The organism is Amycolatopsis sp. ATCC 39116 (assembly GCF_000231075.2).
Classification (GTDB): Bacteria; Actinomycetota; Actinomycetes; order Mycobacteriales; family Pseudonocardiaceae; genus Amycolatopsis_E; species Amycolatopsis_E tucumanensis.
The window spans coordinates 115,032-131,973 of the sequence record NZ_AFWY03000011.1; the positions used below are offsets into that span (position 1 = coordinate 115,032).

The 16,942-nt window shown below is 72.7% G+C and carries 16 protein-coding genes and 1 pseudogene; 8 read left to right on the forward strand and 9 right to left on the reverse strand.

Annotation, left to right across the window (positions count from 1 at the left end):
* The first annotated feature begins 20 nt into the window (after positions 1-20).
* Entirely contained in the window at positions 21-878 is an 858-nt protein-coding gene (locus AMY39116_RS0315505; RefSeq protein WP_020418549.1) for an NAD-dependent epimerase/dehydratase family protein, read from the forward strand.
* A gap of 210 nt (positions 879-1,088) precedes the next feature.
* Complete coding sequence (locus AMY39116_RS0315510) at positions 1,089-1,295, forward strand: RNA-binding S4 domain-containing protein (RefSeq protein ID WP_020418550.1); 207 nt, start codon at positions 1,089-1,091, stop codon at positions 1,293-1,295.
* A gap of 82 nt (positions 1,296-1,377) precedes the next feature.
* Here AMY39116_RS0315510 and AMY39116_RS0315515 read toward each other — a convergent pair whose 3' ends face one another.
* The 3 genes from AMY39116_RS0315515 to AMY39116_RS0315530 form a co-directional block, all read right to left on the reverse strand.
* Positions 1,378-2,322: an NADP-dependent oxidoreductase gene (locus AMY39116_RS0315515; protein WP_027935947.1), complete on the reverse strand. Its 945-nt coding sequence runs from the start codon at positions 2,320-2,322 to the stop codon at positions 1,378-1,380.
* Positions 2,323-2,640: 318 nt separating this feature from the next.
* Entirely contained in the window at positions 2,641-3,276 is a 636-nt protein-coding gene (locus AMY39116_RS0315525) for a response regulator transcription factor (protein WP_027935948.1), read from the reverse strand.
* Complete coding sequence (locus AMY39116_RS0315530; protein ID WP_020418554.1) at positions 3,267-4,472, reverse strand: sensor histidine kinase; 1,206 nt, start codon at positions 4,470-4,472, stop codon at positions 3,267-3,269. Before AMY39116_RS0315530 ends, AMY39116_RS0315525 begins: the two co-directional genes overlap by 10 nt.
* Before the next feature lie 151 nt (positions 4,473-4,623).
* On the opposite strand from AMY39116_RS0315530, the gene AMY39116_RS0315535 reads away from it, so the two are divergent.
* The gene (locus AMY39116_RS0315535; protein WP_020418555.1) at positions 4,624-5,367 is read left to right on the forward strand and encodes an ABC transporter ATP-binding protein; all 744 of its coding nucleotides are present in this window, start codon (positions 4,624-4,626) and stop codon (positions 5,365-5,367) included.
* Positions 5,367-7,820, forward strand: a complete 2,454-nt coding sequence (locus AMY39116_RS0315540) for an FtsX-like permease family protein (protein ID WP_020418556.1) — start codon at positions 5,367-5,369, stop codon at positions 7,818-7,820. The genes AMY39116_RS0315535 and AMY39116_RS0315540 overlap by 1 nt, the downstream gene beginning before the upstream one ends.
* A 47-nt stretch (positions 7,821-7,867) precedes the next feature.
* Here the strand turns inward: AMY39116_RS0315540 and AMY39116_RS0315545 are convergent.
* A pseudogene (locus AMY39116_RS0315545) lies at positions 7,868-8,149 on the reverse strand (fatty acid--CoA ligase); the annotation flags it as partial.
* A 123-nt stretch (positions 8,150-8,272) separates the two neighbouring features.
* Positions 8,273-9,850 (reverse strand): MFS transporter, encoded by a 1,578-nt coding sequence (locus AMY39116_RS0315550; RefSeq protein ID WP_020418558.1) that lies wholly within the window; start codon positions 9,848-9,850, stop codon positions 8,273-8,275.
* An 80-nt stretch (positions 9,851-9,930) separates the two neighbouring features.
* Here AMY39116_RS0315550 and AMY39116_RS0315555 point away from each other — a divergent pair, with 80 nt between their 5' ends.
* Both AMY39116_RS0315555 and AMY39116_RS0315560 read left to right on the forward strand, forming a co-directional pair.
* Entirely contained in the window at positions 9,931-10,512 is a 582-nt protein-coding gene (locus tag AMY39116_RS0315555) for a helix-turn-helix transcriptional regulator (protein WP_020418559.1), read from the forward strand.
* A gap of 112 nt (positions 10,513-10,624) precedes the next feature.
* Positions 10,625-11,494 (forward strand): trans-aconitate 2-methyltransferase, encoded by an 870-nt coding sequence (locus AMY39116_RS0315560; RefSeq protein ID WP_020418560.1) that lies wholly within the window; start codon positions 10,625-10,627, stop codon positions 11,492-11,494.
* A gap of 6 nt (positions 11,495-11,500) precedes the next feature.
* On the opposite strand, the gene AMY39116_RS0315565 is transcribed toward AMY39116_RS0315560, so the two are convergent.
* Together AMY39116_RS0315565 and AMY39116_RS0315570 are read right to left on the reverse strand one after the other, a co-directional pair.
* A complete protein-coding gene (locus AMY39116_RS0315565) occupies positions 11,501-12,574 on the reverse strand; it encodes an epoxide hydrolase family protein (protein WP_020418561.1) in 1,074 nt (357 codons plus the stop codon).
* A gap of 42 nt (positions 12,575-12,616) precedes the next feature.
* Complete coding sequence (locus AMY39116_RS0315570) at positions 12,617-13,753, reverse strand: epoxide hydrolase family protein (protein WP_020418562.1); 1,137 nt, start codon at positions 13,751-13,753, stop codon at positions 12,617-12,619.
* 89 nt (positions 13,754-13,842) lie between these two features.
* Here AMY39116_RS0315570 and AMY39116_RS0315575 point away from each other — a divergent pair, with 89 nt between their 5' ends.
* Positions 13,843-14,364, forward strand: coding sequence for a CGNR zinc finger domain-containing protein (locus AMY39116_RS0315575; RefSeq protein ID WP_235716137.1), 522 nt, complete (start codon positions 13,843-13,845; stop codon positions 14,362-14,364).
* A 38-nt stretch (positions 14,365-14,402) separates the two neighbouring features.
* Here AMY39116_RS0315575 and AMY39116_RS0315580 read toward each other — a convergent pair whose 3' ends face one another.
* Entirely contained in the window at positions 14,403-14,969 is a 567-nt protein-coding gene (locus tag AMY39116_RS0315580) for a TetR/AcrR family transcriptional regulator (RefSeq protein WP_020418564.1), read from the reverse strand.
* 201 nt (positions 14,970-15,170) lie between these two features.
* Positions 15,171-15,773, reverse strand: coding sequence for a TetR family transcriptional regulator (locus AMY39116_RS0315585; protein ID WP_020418565.1), 603 nt, complete (start codon positions 15,771-15,773; stop codon positions 15,171-15,173).
* 105 nt (positions 15,774-15,878) lie between these two features.
* Here AMY39116_RS0315585 and AMY39116_RS0315590 point away from each other — a divergent pair, with 105 nt between their 5' ends.
* A complete protein-coding gene (locus tag AMY39116_RS0315590) occupies positions 15,879-16,928 on the forward strand; it encodes an NAD(P)-dependent alcohol dehydrogenase (protein ID WP_027935950.1) in 1,050 nt (349 codons plus the stop codon).
* Positions 16,929-16,942 lie beyond the last annotated feature (14 nt).

The window sequence follows — 16,942 nt, forward strand, 5'->3', positions numbered from 1 at the left end:
ACACGAGTGATGGGACAGTGATGAAGATCTTCCTCACGGGCGGCTCGGGCTACATCGGCCGCGCGACGATCGGCGAGCTGGTTCGGCAAGGGCACACCGTCGAGGCGCTCGCGCGCAGCGAGCGTGCCGAGGCGGCCGTGGTCGCCGCCGGGGCGAGCGCGGTCCGCGGTGGCCTGACCGACCTCGACGTGCTCAACCAGGCAGCGGCGCGGGCGGAAGCGGTGATCCACCTCGCTCAGGCCACCAGCGGCGAGGAGGACCTGGCGGCGGCCACCGCGATGCAGGACGGCGTCGGGGGCGGCACCTACGTGCACACCGGCGGCAGCTGGGTCTACGGCGACACCGACGGGGTCCAGGACGAAACCGCACCGTGGAACCCACCGGCCATCGTGGCCTGGCGGCAGGCCGTCGAGAACGCGGTGCTGGCCCGGGCCGCCGACGGCGGACGGCCGGTCATCGTCCAGCCCGGCCTGCTCTACGGGGGCGACAACCGCCTGATCGACATCTTCTTCGTCCAGCCGGGGAAGGAAAGCGGCGCGATCCCCTACATCGGCGACGGCGGCAACCACTGGGCCCTGATCCACCTCGACGACCTCGCCCGGCTGTACGTGGCGGCGTTGCCGGCTCCGGCGGGCTCGGTGTACCTCGGCGTGGGCGGCGTCAACCCGACGGCCAAAGAGGTCGCCGAGGCCTGCGCTCGCGGCGCCGGGCTCGACGGGAAGACCGTCTCCCTGTCCCTGGACGAGGCCCGCGAGCGGATGGGCCCGATCGCCGACGCGTTCGCCCTCGACCAGCAGCTCACCTCGGCCAAGGCGCAGCGTGAGCTGGGCTGGACGCCCGCGCACACCGATCCGCTGTCCGAGTTCGCCGCGGAATGAGCCGGGAATGGACCGCGAAGCGGTGCTGTAGTCCGAAGTGGAGCGTGCACGCGAGTCACGGCCGCTGCTGGTGATGCTGCACGGCTGGAGCTACGACGAGACGCACCTGTACCGGCGCCTCGATGGTCTCCAGCCACGGCAGCATCGTTGTGAGCGTGAGGATGCACGGTGCACCGAGCTGGGCCGGCGGGCGTGCGGGACAATGGTGGTATGCGCGAGATCGCCACCAGTGATGGGTCCATCCGGCTCGGTCAGTTCCTCAAGCTCGCCAACGTGGTCGAGTCCGGGTCCGACGCCCGTTCGCTCCTGGAGGACGGGCAGGTCCAGGTCAACGGCGAGGTCGAGGAGCGCCGGGGACGGCAGCTGCAGCGTGGCGACGTCGTGACCGTCGGCGGCGACGAACTGCGCGTGGGATAGGCGAGCCCCGGAAGGATCCGGGCTCGGACAAGGCGGCGTAGTGCCGTCGTCCGCTCGCGTGGTGATCGGGACTGGGAGGGCGTCAGGAGGCGGGAGGTAGGACGACGACCTTGCCGCGCACCGCGCCCTCGGCGGCTCGCGCGTGCAGCGCAGGCAGCTCGGCCAGAGGCACCCGCTCCGCGACGTCGACGCGCAGGTCGCCGCGGTCGATCAGCGTCACCAGCGACGCCAGTTGTTCCGCGTCGCTGCGGACGAAGAGGTCGATGCCGCGCACGCCGCGTTCCTCGTCGCCCGGCGCGGGCATCCACACGGTCGTGTTGACCAGGACGCCACCCGGCCGGACCAGGGTGACCAGCGCGGCGAGCGCGGCCGGGTCGACCGGGGCGAGGTTCAGCACGACGTCCACCGGCTCGGTCACCGCGTCGATCACGTTCGTCGTGGTGTGATCGATGACCTCGTCCGCACCGGCAGCCTTGGCCGCCGCGCTGCTGCGCCCGCCGGCGATCGCGACGACATGCGCCCCGGCGCCTTTGGCCAGCTGCACGGCGTAACCGCCGACCGCTCCCCCGGCGCCGTTGATCAGCACGCGCTGCCCGGCCACCAGCTCGCCGTGGTCGAACAGCGCCTGCCGGGCGGTCAGCCCCACCACCGGCAGCGCCGCGGCGTCAGCCAGCGGGACGCTCTTCGGCGCCGGCGTCAGGACCCCGGCCGGGGCGAGCGCGTACTCCGCGGCCGCGCCCGGCTCGTCCATCGGCAGGAAACCGATCACCTGATCGCCGACCGCGAAGCCGTCGACGCCCTCGCCCAGCGCGTCGACCGTGCCCGCGACGTCGAGGCCGGGTGTGTGCGGCAGCCGCACCGGGATGGGCCCCTGCATGAAACCACCGCGGATGTTGCCGTCGACGGAGTTGAACGACGTCGCCGCCACCCGGACCCGGACCTGCCCGGCCGCGGGAACCGGCAGGTCCACGTCCTCGTAACGCAGGACGCCGGGGTCGCCGTACTCGTGGAAACGCACTGCCCTCATCGGGGTTCTCCCTTTCGATCTTCTTGCTTCGACTTCGAAGCAACTGGAAGCGACGGTACCCCCGCTTCGAATTCGAAGCAAGTGACATGGCTCACCGGGAGCCGGCGGTCACGGGATCAGCGGCAGTTTCCCGGTCGCCGCGCGACTCGAGGGCCGCGTGCGCCCGCGCCGCCTCGGCGAGCGGGTCGCGGCTGCCGATCCGCGCGATCAACTCTCCTTTGTGGACCATCGCGAGCCGTCGCGGTGCGACTGGTGAAGCGCTGGCAGGAGTGCGTGCGTGCCGGCTTGCTGTCGTGAGCCGCACGACCGCTGGTGCGCTCAGGCGTTGACGTATGCCAGCACCGCCAGCACCCGGCGGTGTCCGCTGTCGCTCGTGGGCAGGCCCAGCTTGCGGAAGATGTTGCCGATGTGCTTGGTCACCGCGCGCTCGGTGACCACCAGCTCGCCGGCGATCGTCACGTTGTCCAGACCTTGTGCCATGAGGTGCAGCACCTGCCGCTCCCGCGCGGTGAGGCTCTGCAGCGGGTCGCGTTTGTTCATCAGCTGCGACACGACCTCGGGGTCGAGCGCGGTGCCCCCGGCCGCGACGCGTTCGAGCGCGTCCAGGAATTCCTCGACCCGCCCGACGCGGTCCTTCAGCAGGTAGCCGGTGCCGGCCGCGCCCGTCTCCAGCAGCTCCTTCGCGTAGGCCTGCTCGACGTACTGGGACAGCACCAGCACCGGCAGCCCGGGCAGGTGCTCGCGAGCCTCGATCGCCGCGCGCAACCCCTCGTCGCGGAAACCCGGGGGCAGCCGGACGTCGAGCACCGCGATGTCCGGGCGGTGTTCCAGCAGGACCGGCAGGATCTCCGGACCACTGGCCACGACACCGACGATCTCGTGGCCCGCGCTCTTGACCAGCAGCGAGATCCCCTCGCGCAGGAGGGCGTTGTCCTCGGCGAGCACTATCCGCATGGCAGCAGCACCTCGATCGTCGTTCCCGCGTTCGCCGGGCTGTCGATCCGCGCGGTTCCGTCGAGCGCCGCGACCCGGCGCCGGATGCCGGACAGCCCGCTCCCGGCGCCGGCGTCGGCGCCGCCCTGGCCGTCGTCGCGCACCGTCACGCGCAGGCTCCGCCCGTCGCCGTCGAGGACGACCTCGGCGTGCTGGGCCGTGCTGTGCTTGGTGACGTTGGTCAGCGACTCGGCGACGACGAAGTACGCCGCCGCCTCGACCGCCGCCGGTGGCCGCGGCAGGTCGCCGGGGACGCGGACGGTCACCGGGATGCGCTGGCTGCCCGCCAGCGCGTGCACGGCGCCGGCGAGGCCGCGGTCGGCGAGGATCGGCGGGTAGATGCCGCGGATGATGCTGCGCAGGTTGCCCAGTGACTCCTCGATGCCCTGCTGGGCGTCCCGCACCAGCGCGGCCGCGGGGGTGTCCGGCTCGGCCGCCAGTGCGCGCGCGGCGAGCCCGAGCCGCACCGAGACCGCGACCAGCTGCGCCTGGATCCCGTCGTGTAGGTCGCGCTCGATGCGGCGGAGCTCCGCGCCGTGCGATTCCAGCGCTTCGGCCCGCGTCTCGGTGAGCCGCTGGACCTGCCGTGCCAGCAACTCCACCTCGTCCGGCCCGAGCAGCGACCGCGCGAGCAGCAGCTGGCCGCGCGCGATCAGGGGCACCAGCCACACCACCGCGGCGGCGTAGAGCGCGGCCTGCAGCAGCGGCAGGGTGAGCGCCTCCGGCCACGTCCGGATGTCGACGAACAGCCCGGTGAAGGTGTCCGGCGGGAACAGCCACCAGTACAGCGGGATGGTCGCGCTCGTCACGATCGCCGGCCACAGTGCGATGCCGAGCAAACCGAGGAACGTGCCGGCGAACCCGTGCACCACCATCCACAGTAGAGCGCGCCAGGTCGCCGGGTCCCGCACCGCGCGCAACCGGCCGCCGCTCTCGGCATGGACCTCCTCCGGCAGCGGGAACCCGAGGTGCCGCCCGGCGCGCTCGCGCTCCAGCCCGGTCAGGACGCGCACCGGCTTCAGCACCGCCGGCGCGAACGGCAACAGCAGCACCAGCAACGGCAGGACGAGCACGCCGGCCAGCGCGGGCAGCGCCGTTTGCAGCCCGGACGCGAGCACCGCCGTGGCGCCGGCGCTGCGCTTGATCGCTGTCCTCATCGCCGCTCCCCCGGTCCTGCCGCGACTCTACTGAAACCCCCCGGCGGGGTGTACCTGGCTACACCCCCGGTCCGGGTGCTCAGGCCAGTGTGCCGCGCCCGTCCCGCTCCTAGCGTCGGAGGCACCGGACAACAGGGGAAGGACGACAGCGATGACAGTCGCGAACGGCCTGGAGTACGCGGTGCGGATGGAATCGGTGGTCAAGACCTACGGCAAGGGGGCTGCCGCGGTCCACGCGCTCGACGGCGTCACGCTCGGACTGCGGCGCGGGAGCTTCACCGCGATCATGGGCCCGTCCGGCTCGGGCAAGAGCACGTTCCTGCACTGCGCCGCCGGGCTCGACCGGCCGACCTCGGGCCGCATCACGCTCGGCGACGTCGAGCTGACCGGACGCCGCGAGTCCGAGCTGACCGCGTTGCGGCGCGAGCGGATCGGGTTCGTGTTCCAGTCCTACAACCTGCTGGACACGCTGACGGTCGAGCAGAACATCGTGCTCCCGCTGCGCCTGGGCAACCAGCGCTTCGACCCGGCGTTCCTCGCCGAGGTCGTCCGGTCGGTCGAACTCGACGTGCCGCTGGACCGCCGCCCGAGCAAGCTGTCCGGCGGGCAGCAGCAGCGCGTCGCGATCGCCCGCGCGCTGGTCACCCGGCCCGAGGTGGTGCTGCTGGACGAGCCGACGGGCGCACTGGACACCCGGACCGCGCGGCAGGTGCTCGGCACGCTGCGGCAGGCGGTGGACCGCTGGGGCCAGACGGCGCTGATGGTGACGCACGACCCGGTCGCGGCCTCCTACGCGGACACGGTGGTGTTCCTGACCGACGGCCGGATCGCCGGCGAGCTGACCGGCGCGTCGCCGGACCGCATCGCCGAGCGGATGACCCACTTCGGGGAGTGATGAGCGTGTTCTTCCTGGCCCAGCGGACGATCCGGGCCCGCACATCGGCGTTCGCCGCGGCATTCGTCGCGGTGTTCGCCGGGTCCGCCCTGATCACCGCGAGCGGTGTCCTGCTCGAATCCGGGCTGCGGGGCGGGCTTCCGCCACAGCGCTACGCCGCCGCCGCGGTGGTCGTCACCGCGCCGCAGTCGGTGTCCGTGCCCGGCGACGTCGACCAGTGGTTCCCAGAACGCGCCCCGCTGCCCGTCGCGCGGGCCGCCGACATCAGCCGGGTGCCCGGGGTCACCGCGGTCGTGCCCGACGTGAGCGCGACGGCCGTGGTGCGCGGTTCGGGCCCGGTCGTCGTGCACGGGTGGTCCTCGACGAGGCTCGGCGCTGTCGCGCTCACCGAAGGCCGGGAGCCGCGGCGTGCCGACGAAGTGGTGCTCGCCGGGGCGCATCCCGGCGACGTGGTCGACCTGGCGGTGGGCGGGAGCGCTTCCCCCTACCGCGTGGTCGGCGCCGTCGCCCCGGGGCAACAGTCGGCGTACCTCACCGACGAACGCGCCCGCGAGGTCGCCGGCCACCCGGACGCGGTGGACGCCGTCGCCGTCCTGGCCGGACCCGGCGTCGACGCGGCCGGTCTCGCCGAGCGGATCGGCCGGGCCGTTCCCGGGGCCGCGACGGCCACCGGCGCCGACCGGGCCGGTGCCGAGTTCGCCGGCGACGGTGCCGCGCGGTCGTTCCTGACACTGGTCGCGGGCTCGTTCGGCGGCACGATGCTGGTGGTCATCCTGCTGGTCGTGGCCAGCACCGTCGGCCTGGCCAACCAGCAGCGCCGCCGCGAGTTCGCCCTCCTGCGGGCCGTCGCGGCCGGGCCGAAGCACATCTACCGGCTGATCGGCATCGAGACCGGGCTGGTGGCGACGGTGGCGGCGGTGCTCGGCGCGCTCCCCGGCGCCGGCCTGAGCCTGCTGCTGCACGGGGTGTTCGTCCGCCTCGGCTCGATCCCCGCGGGGTTCGGGTTCGTGATCGGCCCGCTGCCCGTGCTCGCCGCGGTCGCGGGCTCCGTGGTGGCCGCGGTGGCGGCCGGCCTGATCACTGCCCGCCGCGCGGCGCGGATCAGCCCGGTGGGCGCGCTCGGCGAGGCCGCTGTGGAACCGCCGCGGCTCGGCCGTGGCCGGCTGCTGACGGGCTGGGTGCTCGCGATCGCGGGGACCGTCGCCGGGATCGGGTTCCCGCTGGCGATGGGCGGCGCCGCGGGCACGGCGGGCGCGGCCGGATCGGCGCTGTTGCTGGTCACCGCCGTGGCGCTGCTCGGGCCGCGGCTGCTCGCCGCGACCGCGTCGGTGCTGGGCAGGCTCGGGCTCAGCCGGACGGCGTCCGGGTTCCTCGCCGAGGCCGGCACCCGGGCCCGGTCCCGCCGGTTCGGCGCGGCGACCACACCGCTGATCATGGGGGTGGCGCTGGCCGCGGTCCAGATCTTCACGCTGACGACGACCGCCGCGGCGGCGCAGCGGCAGGCCGAGACCGGTCTGCTCGCCGACCAGGTGCTCGTGGGCGACGGCGGCATCTCCCCCGCCGTGGCCGACGCGGTCCGGCGGGCGCCGGGCGTGACCGCGGCGGTGTCCGTGGTGCGGACGCGGGTCCTGGTGACCTCCACGATGTTCGGCGAGCCCACGACCGAGGCCTACGCCGCACAGGGCGTCACGCCGGATGGCCTCGACCGGGTCCTGGACCTCGACGTCCGCCGGGGCGACCTGGCCGGCCTCACCGGTGACGCCGTCGCGGTCAGCGAGAACGCGGCCGGGACGTTCGGGGTGGACCTGGGCGGGACGGTCACCATGCGCCTCGGCGACGGCACCCCGCACAGCGCCCGCGTCGTCGCGATCTACGGCAACGGCCTGGGCTTCGGCGACCTGACGCTGCCGCACGCCGCCGTCGCCGGGCACACCACGACCGGGCTGGACGACGAAATCCTGGTCGCGGGGACGGCGGCCGCGGCGCTCCCGGCGTACCCGGAGGTGCGCGTGGCCGACCGGCAGGCGTTCCTGGCGGCGCGGGACGACGCCGCGAGCGCGGAGTCCACGGTGAACCTCGTGCTCAACCTCGTGCTGATCGCGTTCATCGCGATCGCGGTGGTGAACGTCCTCGTCCTGGCCACCGCGGCCCGGGTGCGCGAGTTCGCGTTGCTGCGGCTGGCCGGGGCGAAACCCCGCCAGGTCCGGGCGATGACGCGGGGCGAGGCGGCCGTCGTCGTCGTGGCCGCGATCGTGCTCGGGTCGCTCGCCGCGCTGCCACCGCTGGTCGGCATCAGCCTGAGCCTGACCGGGACGGCGCTGCCGACCGTGCCCCCGCTCGCCTACGGCGGGATCCTCGCCGCCGCTGCCCTCGTCGGCTGGGGCGCCATCGCGGTGCCGACCCGGTTCGCCCTCCGCCCGCCCGCCGTCACGGCCATGCGCGTCGGCGAATGACCATCCCCGCTCCGGAAAGGACAGTCTTGGCGACGCTGGATCGCGGGTCAGCGCAGGGCCCGCAGGCGCTTCTTGTCGACCTTGCCGACAGCGGTCTTCGGCACCTCGTCGAGGAAAACCCAGTGCTCGTCCCACTTCGCGTCGGGCACGCCGATGACGGCGGCCTCGGCGACGGCCGGGTGGGCCATGACGGCGTTCTCCAGGTCGACCGAGGAGATCCATTCCCCACCGGACTTGATGACGTCCTTGGACCGGTCCACGAGCGTGGGAAAGCCGTCGGGAGAGATCGTGCCGATGTCCCCGGTGCGCAGCCAGCCGTCGTGGAACCGGGGCACGCTCGCCCGCCCGGTTCGAACACGACGGCGGCGAGTGGCGGATCGCCGACCGGTAGCGACCGGCGGTCCGAGCCCCCACCGCGACCCGCAGGCAGCGGGCCGCGGTGGAAGCCGCTGTCACAGGGGTGATCCCGCCCGGCTCGACGCGGTGGTGTCCACCGCGGGGCGGCCCCGGTTCTTCGGGCCCCGCACGGCGACATAGAGCGCCAGCACCGCCATGACGGCCGCGCCCGCCCACATCGCGTGCTGCCATCCGGCCACAAAGGACTCCCGGGCGGCGTGGACGATCTGCGCCGCGTGCGAGCCGGCGCTGCGCGAGACCTCGATCGCGTTGGCGACGCCCTCCCTGGCGACGTCCGCCGCCTCCCGTGGCACCCCGGACAGCATGCCGTCGATCGAGCCGCGGTAGCCGGCGGACAGCAGCGCGCCCAGCAGCGCGACCCCCAGCGCGGTGCCGAACTCGCGGGTGATGTCGTTGAGGGCGGAGGCGACACCCTGCTTGTCCCGCGGCAACGAGCCGGTGATGGCCTCGGTGGACGGCGTCATCGCCAGTCCCATGCCGATGCCCATGGCGACCAGCCCCGGCAGGATCGACAGGTAGCCGCCCGCCACCGAGACGAACAGGCCCATGGACACCAGTCCCACGCCGGCCAGCGCGACGCCGGTGGTCATCGTCGCGCGGGAGCCGATGCGCTCGGCCAGCCGGGCCGCGAGCCCGGAAGCCAGCATCATCGACATCGCCATGGGCATCAGCGCCGCCGTCGACACCAGTCCGGACCACCCGAGCACGGCCTGGAAGAACGGGAACAGCACCACGCCGATGCCCGCCTGGACACCGAAGACCACGAGCAACGTGAGCGAACCGCCCATCAGGCCGCGTTCGGCGAACATCCGCACGTCCAGCAGCGAAGCGTCGCGGCGGCGCAGTTCCCAGGCCACGAAGCCGATGCCGGCGACGATGCCGGCCGCGAGGCCGACCACCGTCTCGGGGGCGGTCCAGCCGCGCACGGGTCCTTCTTGCAGCACGAAGATGAAGCCGACGACGGCGACGGCAGACAGCAGCGCGCCGACGGTGTCGAAGGGGTGCGCCGAGCGCTCACGCGAGTTGGGCACCGACTTCACGGTCGTCACGAGCGCCACGGCGATCAGCGCGACCGGGAGCGCGAACAGCCAGCGCCAGTCGGCGACGTCGACCAGCAGCGCGGACAGGAACATGCCGAGGACGCCGCCGCCGCCCGCGACGGCCGTCCACACGCCGATGGCCTTGCCGCGCCGTTCCTCGGGGAAGGTGGAGGTGATGACGGCCAGCGTGATCGGCATGATCATCGCGGCGCCGGCGCCGCTGACCACGCGGGCGGCGATCATGACCTCCGCGGTCGGGGCCAGTGCCGCCACCACGTTCGCGATGCCGAACAACAAGAGCCCGGCGGTCAGCACGGGCTTGCGGCCCACGCGGTCGCCGATCGCGCCGAACGGCAGCAGCAGCGCGGCCAGGGCCAGGGTGTAGATGTTGATGATCCACAGGACCGTGCCCAGCGACGCTCCGAACTCGACGGCCAGGTGGGTCTGCGCGACGCCGAGGCCCGAAACCGAGGCGACGACCGCCATCAACGAGGTGGACACGGAGATGAGGATGGTGCGCAGCCGGCGCGCGTCCGGTGTGGCAGCCCCCGGTGTGGGCTGGTTGGTGCTCATGGGTTCCTCTCGGCAGGCATGGGAGTGCACGACGCCGCGAGGGTAAGCACGATTTGCCGCACTGGCATATCATCTTGCCTATGAAGCAAGAAGAAGATTCGCTGGACAGCCTCGTGCGCAAACGGATCCGGGCACTGCGCGTCGCCCAAGGCCTGTCGCTGGAGGAACTGGCCGCACGAGTCCACCTGGGACAGTCCTCGCTGAGCCGCATCGAGAACGGCCAGCGCCGCCTGGCACTGGACCAGCTTGTCGCACTGGCCCGCGCCTTGGACACCACCCTCGACCAGCTGGTCGAGAACGCCGTGGACGACGTGGTCATCAGCCCGGTCAACCACCACGGCGCGCACGGGCTGAGCTGGCCGATGAAGGGCGACCCCGGCATGACCGTGATGCGCAGGCGGTTCACCGACCCGCCGCCGGACAACCCGGCCAAGATGCGCGCCCACCCCGGCCGGGAATGGTTCGTCGTGCTGTCCGGCACCGCCACGTTGTTGCTGGGAGACCGGACCTTCCGCGTCGACACCAACCGCGCCGCCGAGTTCCCGACCATGACACCGCACGCCATCGGCGCTCACGGCCGTCCGTGCGAGGTCATGTTCATCTACGACCGCGACGCCCGCCGCGGGCATCGCGAAAACGAGGCCGACGACAACGGCTCATGACGGCACGACCGGCATACGCGGCATTTTGCGCCCGGGGCACCGCGGGAGCCCACTTCCTTGCGCAATCGGCAAAGGACCGAGCAGCAGAGCAAAACGCTCTTATCGTGGCAGCATGACACGCGCGCATGCCCAGCACCAGAGCCACGATCACCACGGTCACGATCACCACGACGCGGACAGCGCGCAGGCGGAGATCCTCGAACTGGACGCCGAAGCCCTCGCCGAGCACACCACCGGCATCATCAGGTGGCTGCCCCTGCACGGCAGCCCGCGTCAGATCGTCGACCTCGCCGCGGGCACCGGAGCGGGCACGTTCGCCCTTCTCGACCAGTTCCCCGAAGCGCACGTCACGGCGGTGGACACCTCGCCCGGCCACTTGCGGCGGCTCAGCGAAAAGGCGTGCGCCCGCGGGGTGGACGGGCACGTGCGCACGGTGCTCGCCGACCTCGACGAGGCCACCTGGCCCGACCTCGGCACCCCCGACCTCGTGTGGGCCTCGGGCTCCGTGCACCACCTGGCTGATCCCGGCCGCGCCCTGCGCGCCGTCCACGACCTGCTCGCGCCCGGCGGCCTGTTCGTCGTGGTCGAAATGGCGGGCCTGCCCCGCTTCCTGCCCACGACCGCGCCCGCCGACCGGCCCGGGCTGGAAGACCGCGTCCACGCCGCGGGCGACCGGCTCCACGCCCGGCACCTCCCCCACCGCGGCGCGGACTGGGGGCCGATGCTCGCCGCCGCCGGGTTCGTGGTGGAGGGCGAGCTCCAAGTCGACGTGAACGTCGAGGGCGCGGGCAACCCGGTGGTCGGCCGGTACGCCCTCCATGCGCTGCAACGTGTTCGGGGCGCGGTCGCGGCCGAGCTCGACCGCGAGGACCTCGCCGCACTCGACCGGCTGCTCGACGTCGACGGCCCGCACAGCCTGCTGCGCCGCGACGACCTGGCGGTCCGCACCAAGCGTTCCGTCTGGGCCGCGCGCCGCGCCTGAGGACGCTCAGGCGAGGGACGCGGCGGCGCGGACCCCGGCGACGTACTGCTCCGGGCATTCCCATGCACCGAAGTGCCCGCCGCGGGGCTCCTCGACCCACGACCGGACGTCGAAGAACCGGGCCGCGAACTCCCGTGGCGCGTTGACGAGGTCCTTGGGGAAGATCGTGAACGCCGTGGGCGCGACGATCGGTCCCGGCCTGGGTCCGGCCTCCGCGTACGGGGTGAACGAGGTGCCGATCGAGCCGGTGACCCAGTACGCCGTGATCCAGGTCAGCAGCTCGTCGCGGGTGAACACCGTGGTGACGTCGCCCCCGCAGTCGGTCCACGTGCGCAGTTTCTCCAGCAGCCACGCGGCGAGCCCGGCCGGCGAGTCGCCGAGCCCCACCGCGAGGGTGTGCGGCTTGGTCGCCTGCTCCCGCATGTAGCCGCCCTCCTGGCGTTGCCAGCGGTGCCCGGACCGCACGTAGGCCTGCTCGGCGGGCGAGAGGTCCGCCGGTGGATCGACCAGGAACCGGTACTGCGACACATCGGTCAGGTGGAGCGCGGCGACTCGGTCGGGGTACGCCGAGGCGAGCACCTCGGCGACATCGCAACCGACGTCGCCCGCGGACACGACGTAACGGTCGTAGCCCAGCTCGGCGAGGGCGGCGGCCACCGTTTCGGCCATCGCCGCGGCCGACATGCCCCCGCGTGCCACCGGGGCGGCGAACGGGAAACCCGGCAACGCCGGGACGACCACGTTCAGATCCGCCAGGAGCGGCAGGACCTTCTCGAACCGCAGGACCGAGTCCGGCCAGCCGTGCAGCAGGACGACCGGAACGCCGCGAGTCGCCGCGCGCTGGTGGATCAGCCGGAGCCCGCCTGCCAGTGTCCACGGCAGTGCGCGGATCCGTTCTTCGTGCACCCGCCAGTCGTAGTGATCGGCCCAGTGGGTGACGAGTTCGGCCAGGAAGTCGCCGTCGACGCCACGCTCCCACCCGAATCCCGGGGGCAGCGGCACCCGGCGGTAGGCCCGCAGCCGGGCACGCAGATCCTGCAGCACCGGCCCCGGCACGGCTTCCGGGGCGACCTCAGGCATGGAGTTCTCCGTTCTGCGACGGTCCCGTGTGGACGGATGTGCTCACCGCAGTGAGCCGAAGAAGGCCGTGATGTCGTCGGCCAGCAGATCCGGTTCCTCGTAGGCGGCGAAGTGACCGCCGCGGGGCATCTCGGTGTAGCGGGCGACGCGGTAGACGCGTTCCACCCAGCTGCGAGGCTGCCGTCCGCCGATGTCGGCGGGGAACAACGCCAGCGCGGTCGGCACCTCGACCCGTTCGACGGGCGGGACCAGCTGGTGGTGGCGTTCGTAGTAGGGGCGGAACGAGGTCGAGATCGTGTTGGTGAACCAGTACAGCGAGGCCTGTGTGAGGAGGAAGTCGTCGCTGAACCGGTTGGTCACGACGCCGTCGCAGTCGCTCCAGGCCCGGTACTTCTCCAGGATCCAGGCGAGCAGCCCGGACGGGGAGTCCGACAGCCCCTGGGCGAGGGTCAGCGGCCGGGTCTGCTGCTGGTGCGAGTACCCGCGCTCGGCGACGTCCCACGCGTGCTCGGCCGCCAGGTAGGCCCGTTCCTCCTCGCTCAGCCCGGTCGCGTCGTAGCCCGCGGGGTTCGCGGCGTCCTGCAGGTGGAGTCCGAACAGCGCGTCCGGATGCGCCTGCGCCAGCCGGCTCACGTCCCCGGCGCCGATGTCGGACCCGTGCGCGCCGTAGCGGTCGAAACCCAGCTCCTCGGTCATCAGCCGATGCCACAGGTCGTGCGTGTGCGTGCTCGACTCGAGCGCCGGGCGTTGCGGAGCAAGCCCGAACCCCGGCAGGGACGGGACGACGACGGTGAAAGCGGTCCGCGGGTCGCGCTCGAACCGCGACGGGGCCGACAGCCGCTCCGCCAGGCCGACGAGTTCGAGGAACGAGCTGGGCCAGCCGTTGGCCAGCAGGATCGCCCGTGCTCCGCCGCTCTCGGCGCCGAAGTACAGGTAGTGCACGACCGTGCCGCCGATCTCGGCGAACCGGTGCGGCAGGTCGTTGATCGCGGCTTCGTGCTTGCGCCAGTCGTAGGCCGAGGCCCAGTAGCCGGCCAGGCGGCGGAGCTCATCGCCGTCCGTGCCCGCCGCCCAGGGTTCGGCCGGCCACGGTCGCGCCCACCGGGTGCGGCGCAGCCGTTCTCGCAGGTCCTCCAGGTCGGCGTCGGGAACATCGAGTACCGCGTGCGTGCCGGCCATCGCGCTCTCCTCTCGTCTTCGACACCGGTAAAAGCTAACAGCGGTGTCGCACGCGAGCAACACCACTGTCGTGAGATGATGGTGTCGTGGTGTCGCTGCAGGTGATCGAAGACTTCCTCAACACCGTGGACGAGCGCACATTCAAGCGGCACGGGGAGAGTCATATGCCCGGCGAGCGGCTGACCTCGCCGCAGGCCCTCGCGGACTGGCTGACGGACCGGGGTCTGGACTTCGGCGACAGCCCGCCGCGGGCGGCGGATCTGGAGACCGCCATCGCCCTGCGCACGGCGCTCCGGCAGGTGCTCGTCGCTGATACCGGGGCGGCCGCGGCCCTCGCGGAACACCCGTTGCGGCTCGAACCGGACGCGTCCGGCGGATTGCGCCTCGTCGCGACCTCCGGCCCGGCCTGGCTGAACGCCATCGTCGAGACCGTGGCGGGCAGTGTGGCCAGGGGCGAGTGGTCGCGGATCAAGCTCTGCGCCGCCCCGGACTGCCGGTGGGCGTTCTACGACGTCTCACGTAACGGCCGTGGCCGCTGGTGCACCATGGAGATCTGCGGCAACCGCCACAAGACCCGCACCTACCGGGAGCGTCGGCGCCACGAGGCGTGAAGCCGAGCGGTGCTGGTGTGGCCGCGACGCGAGCGTTGCTACCGCATCCCGGCGAGAAGCAGCTCCGTCAGACGGCGGACGGCCACCGGCGCCCGGTCCGGCGGCAGGCCCCGCAGCGACGCGATCGCCATCAACCCGACCCGCACGTCCTCGGTGGCGAGGTCCGGTCGCACGGCGCCGGCAGCCCTGGCGCGACGCACGAGCGCGTCGAGCGAGCGGGTGTGCTCGCGCCGTTCCTCGGCGAACGCCTCCGCCTCCGGGTGCGAGCCGAGCAGGACGTCGTTGAGGCCGCGGTCCCGCACCTGGCGCTCGCCGAACTGGCGCACGATCGCGCTCAGCGCCCGCCACGGGTCGGGGTCGGCGAGGGCGTTGCGCACGTCCTCGCGGCAGGCGGCGACCTGCTCGGCCAGCACCGCGTCGAGGAGATCGGGGCGCGCCGGGAAGTGCCGGTACAGCGTCGCGGCCCCGACACCGGCCCGGCGGGCGATCTCCCGCATCGGCAGCCCGATGCCCTCGACGGCGAACCCGCGGCGCGCGACCTCCACGATGCGCCTGCGGTTGCGCTCGCTGTCCGCCCTGGCCTTCCGGCTCACCTCGGCCCGCACCTCCGCACGATCCGGAACACCCGTTCCCCTTCGGCGTCCACGGTACGCCTGAGGCGGGCGACTTCGTTGTGGCGCGCGATATCGGCGGCGGGGGAACACCTCGCTCGCGGGGCTCTCCGTGCTCGTCGGCGCGACTCGCTCCCCCGTAACGGGCGGACTGGCGAGTTCTCACGGATGGTTGCGGCGTCTACTGTGGACTGATCAGCCGTCACCGGTCGTCGCGCGGTGGCCCTCGATCATGGCGCGCGCCGCGGCGACCGACTTCGCGACCACCAGTTCGGGCGAGTAGCCGTGCTTGACGAAGACGCCGTCGAGCCAGAACATGCCGTAGCCGTGCGCCTGGGTGAACAGCTGCTCCATCAGCTCCAGCGCCTCCTGCGGGCTGTCGCACAGGCGCAGGCACAGCAGGAGGAACTGGTCGGTCAGGGTGCGCGTGTTCTCGTGCAGCTCGGTGTAGCCGGGGCCGTGCAGCCCCTCGGCGTAGATGAGGTGCATGCCGGCCCGCCGCCGGATCAGATACGCGGTGTAGGCGCCCGCCGCCGCGGCGAGCGCGGCGGCCGGGTCGTCCTCGCGCTCGACCGCGGCCCGCACCTCGTCGGCCAGCTGGCAGGCCACGGTGGCGGCGACGGCGGCGAGCAGGCTCTCCCGCTCCGGGAAGTGCCGGTAGGGCGCGCCGGGGCTGACCTTGGCGCGCCGCGCGACCTCGGCGACCGAGAACCCGGCCACGCCGCGCTCGGCGATCAGATCGAGGGACACCCGGACGAGCTCGTCGCGCAGGTTGCCGTGGTGGTACTTCCCGCCCATGACCCAGCTCACATCCCCCGGCCGAAATATGTAAGAGCCCTCTTACGTAGGTGATGTATGAGGGCTCTTACAGTATGCCCCGCGACGTCGTATCCGGGAGGATCCATGACCACGACCACGCACGCTATCGCTGTGCCGTCGCCCGGCGCGCCCCTGGCGCCCACCACGATCCAGCGGCGGGACCTGCGGCCGGACGACGTGCTGATCGACATCAAGTTCGCCGGCATCTGCCACAGCGACATCCACCAGGCGAGGGAGGACTGGGGCCAGGCCATCTTCCCGATGGTGCCCGGCCACGAGATCGCCGGTGTCGTCGCCGCCGTCGGCCCCGAGGTGACCAAGTACCGGGTCGGCGACCGCGTCGGCGTCGGCTGCATGGTCGACTCGTGCGGCGAGTGCGAGTACTGCCGCGCCGGCACCGAGCAGTTCTGCGTCAAGGGCAACGTCCAGACCTACAACGGGGTCGGCTTCGACGGCGAGAACACCTACGGCGGCTACAGCCGGCAGATCGTCGTCAAGGAAGGCTTCGTGTGCCGCATCCCCGACGGCATCGGCCTCGACGTCGCCGCGCCGCTGCTGTGCGCCGGGATCACGACCTACTCGCCGCTGCGGCGGTGGGGCGCCGGTCCGGGCAAGAAGGTCGCCGTGGTCGGCCTCGGCGGGCTCGGCCACATGGCGGTCAAGCTGGCCGCCGCGATGGGCGCGGAGGTCACCGTGCTCAGCCAGAGCCTCAAGAAGCAGGAGGACGGCCTGCGGCTCGGCGCGAAGGACTACTACGCGACCAGCGACGAGGGCACGTTCGAGGCGCTGCGCGGCCGGTTCGACCTGATCCTGAACACCGTGTCGGCCAAGCTGCCGGTGGACGCCTACCTCGGCCTGCTGCGCGTCGGCGGCGCGATGGTCAACGTCGGCGCACCCGGCGAGCCGCTGTCCTACAACGCGTTCTCCCTCCTCGGCGGCAACAAGGTGCTGGCCGGATCGATGATCGGCGGGATCGCCGAGACCCAGGAGATGCTCGAGTTCTGCGCCGAGCACGGAATCGGCGCCGAGATCGAGACGATCTCCGCCGAGCAGGTCAACGAGGCCTACGAGCGCGTCGACAACAGCGACGTGCGGTATCGCTTCGTGATCGACACCGCCACGATCGGCGCGTGATTCCGGTGGGGCTG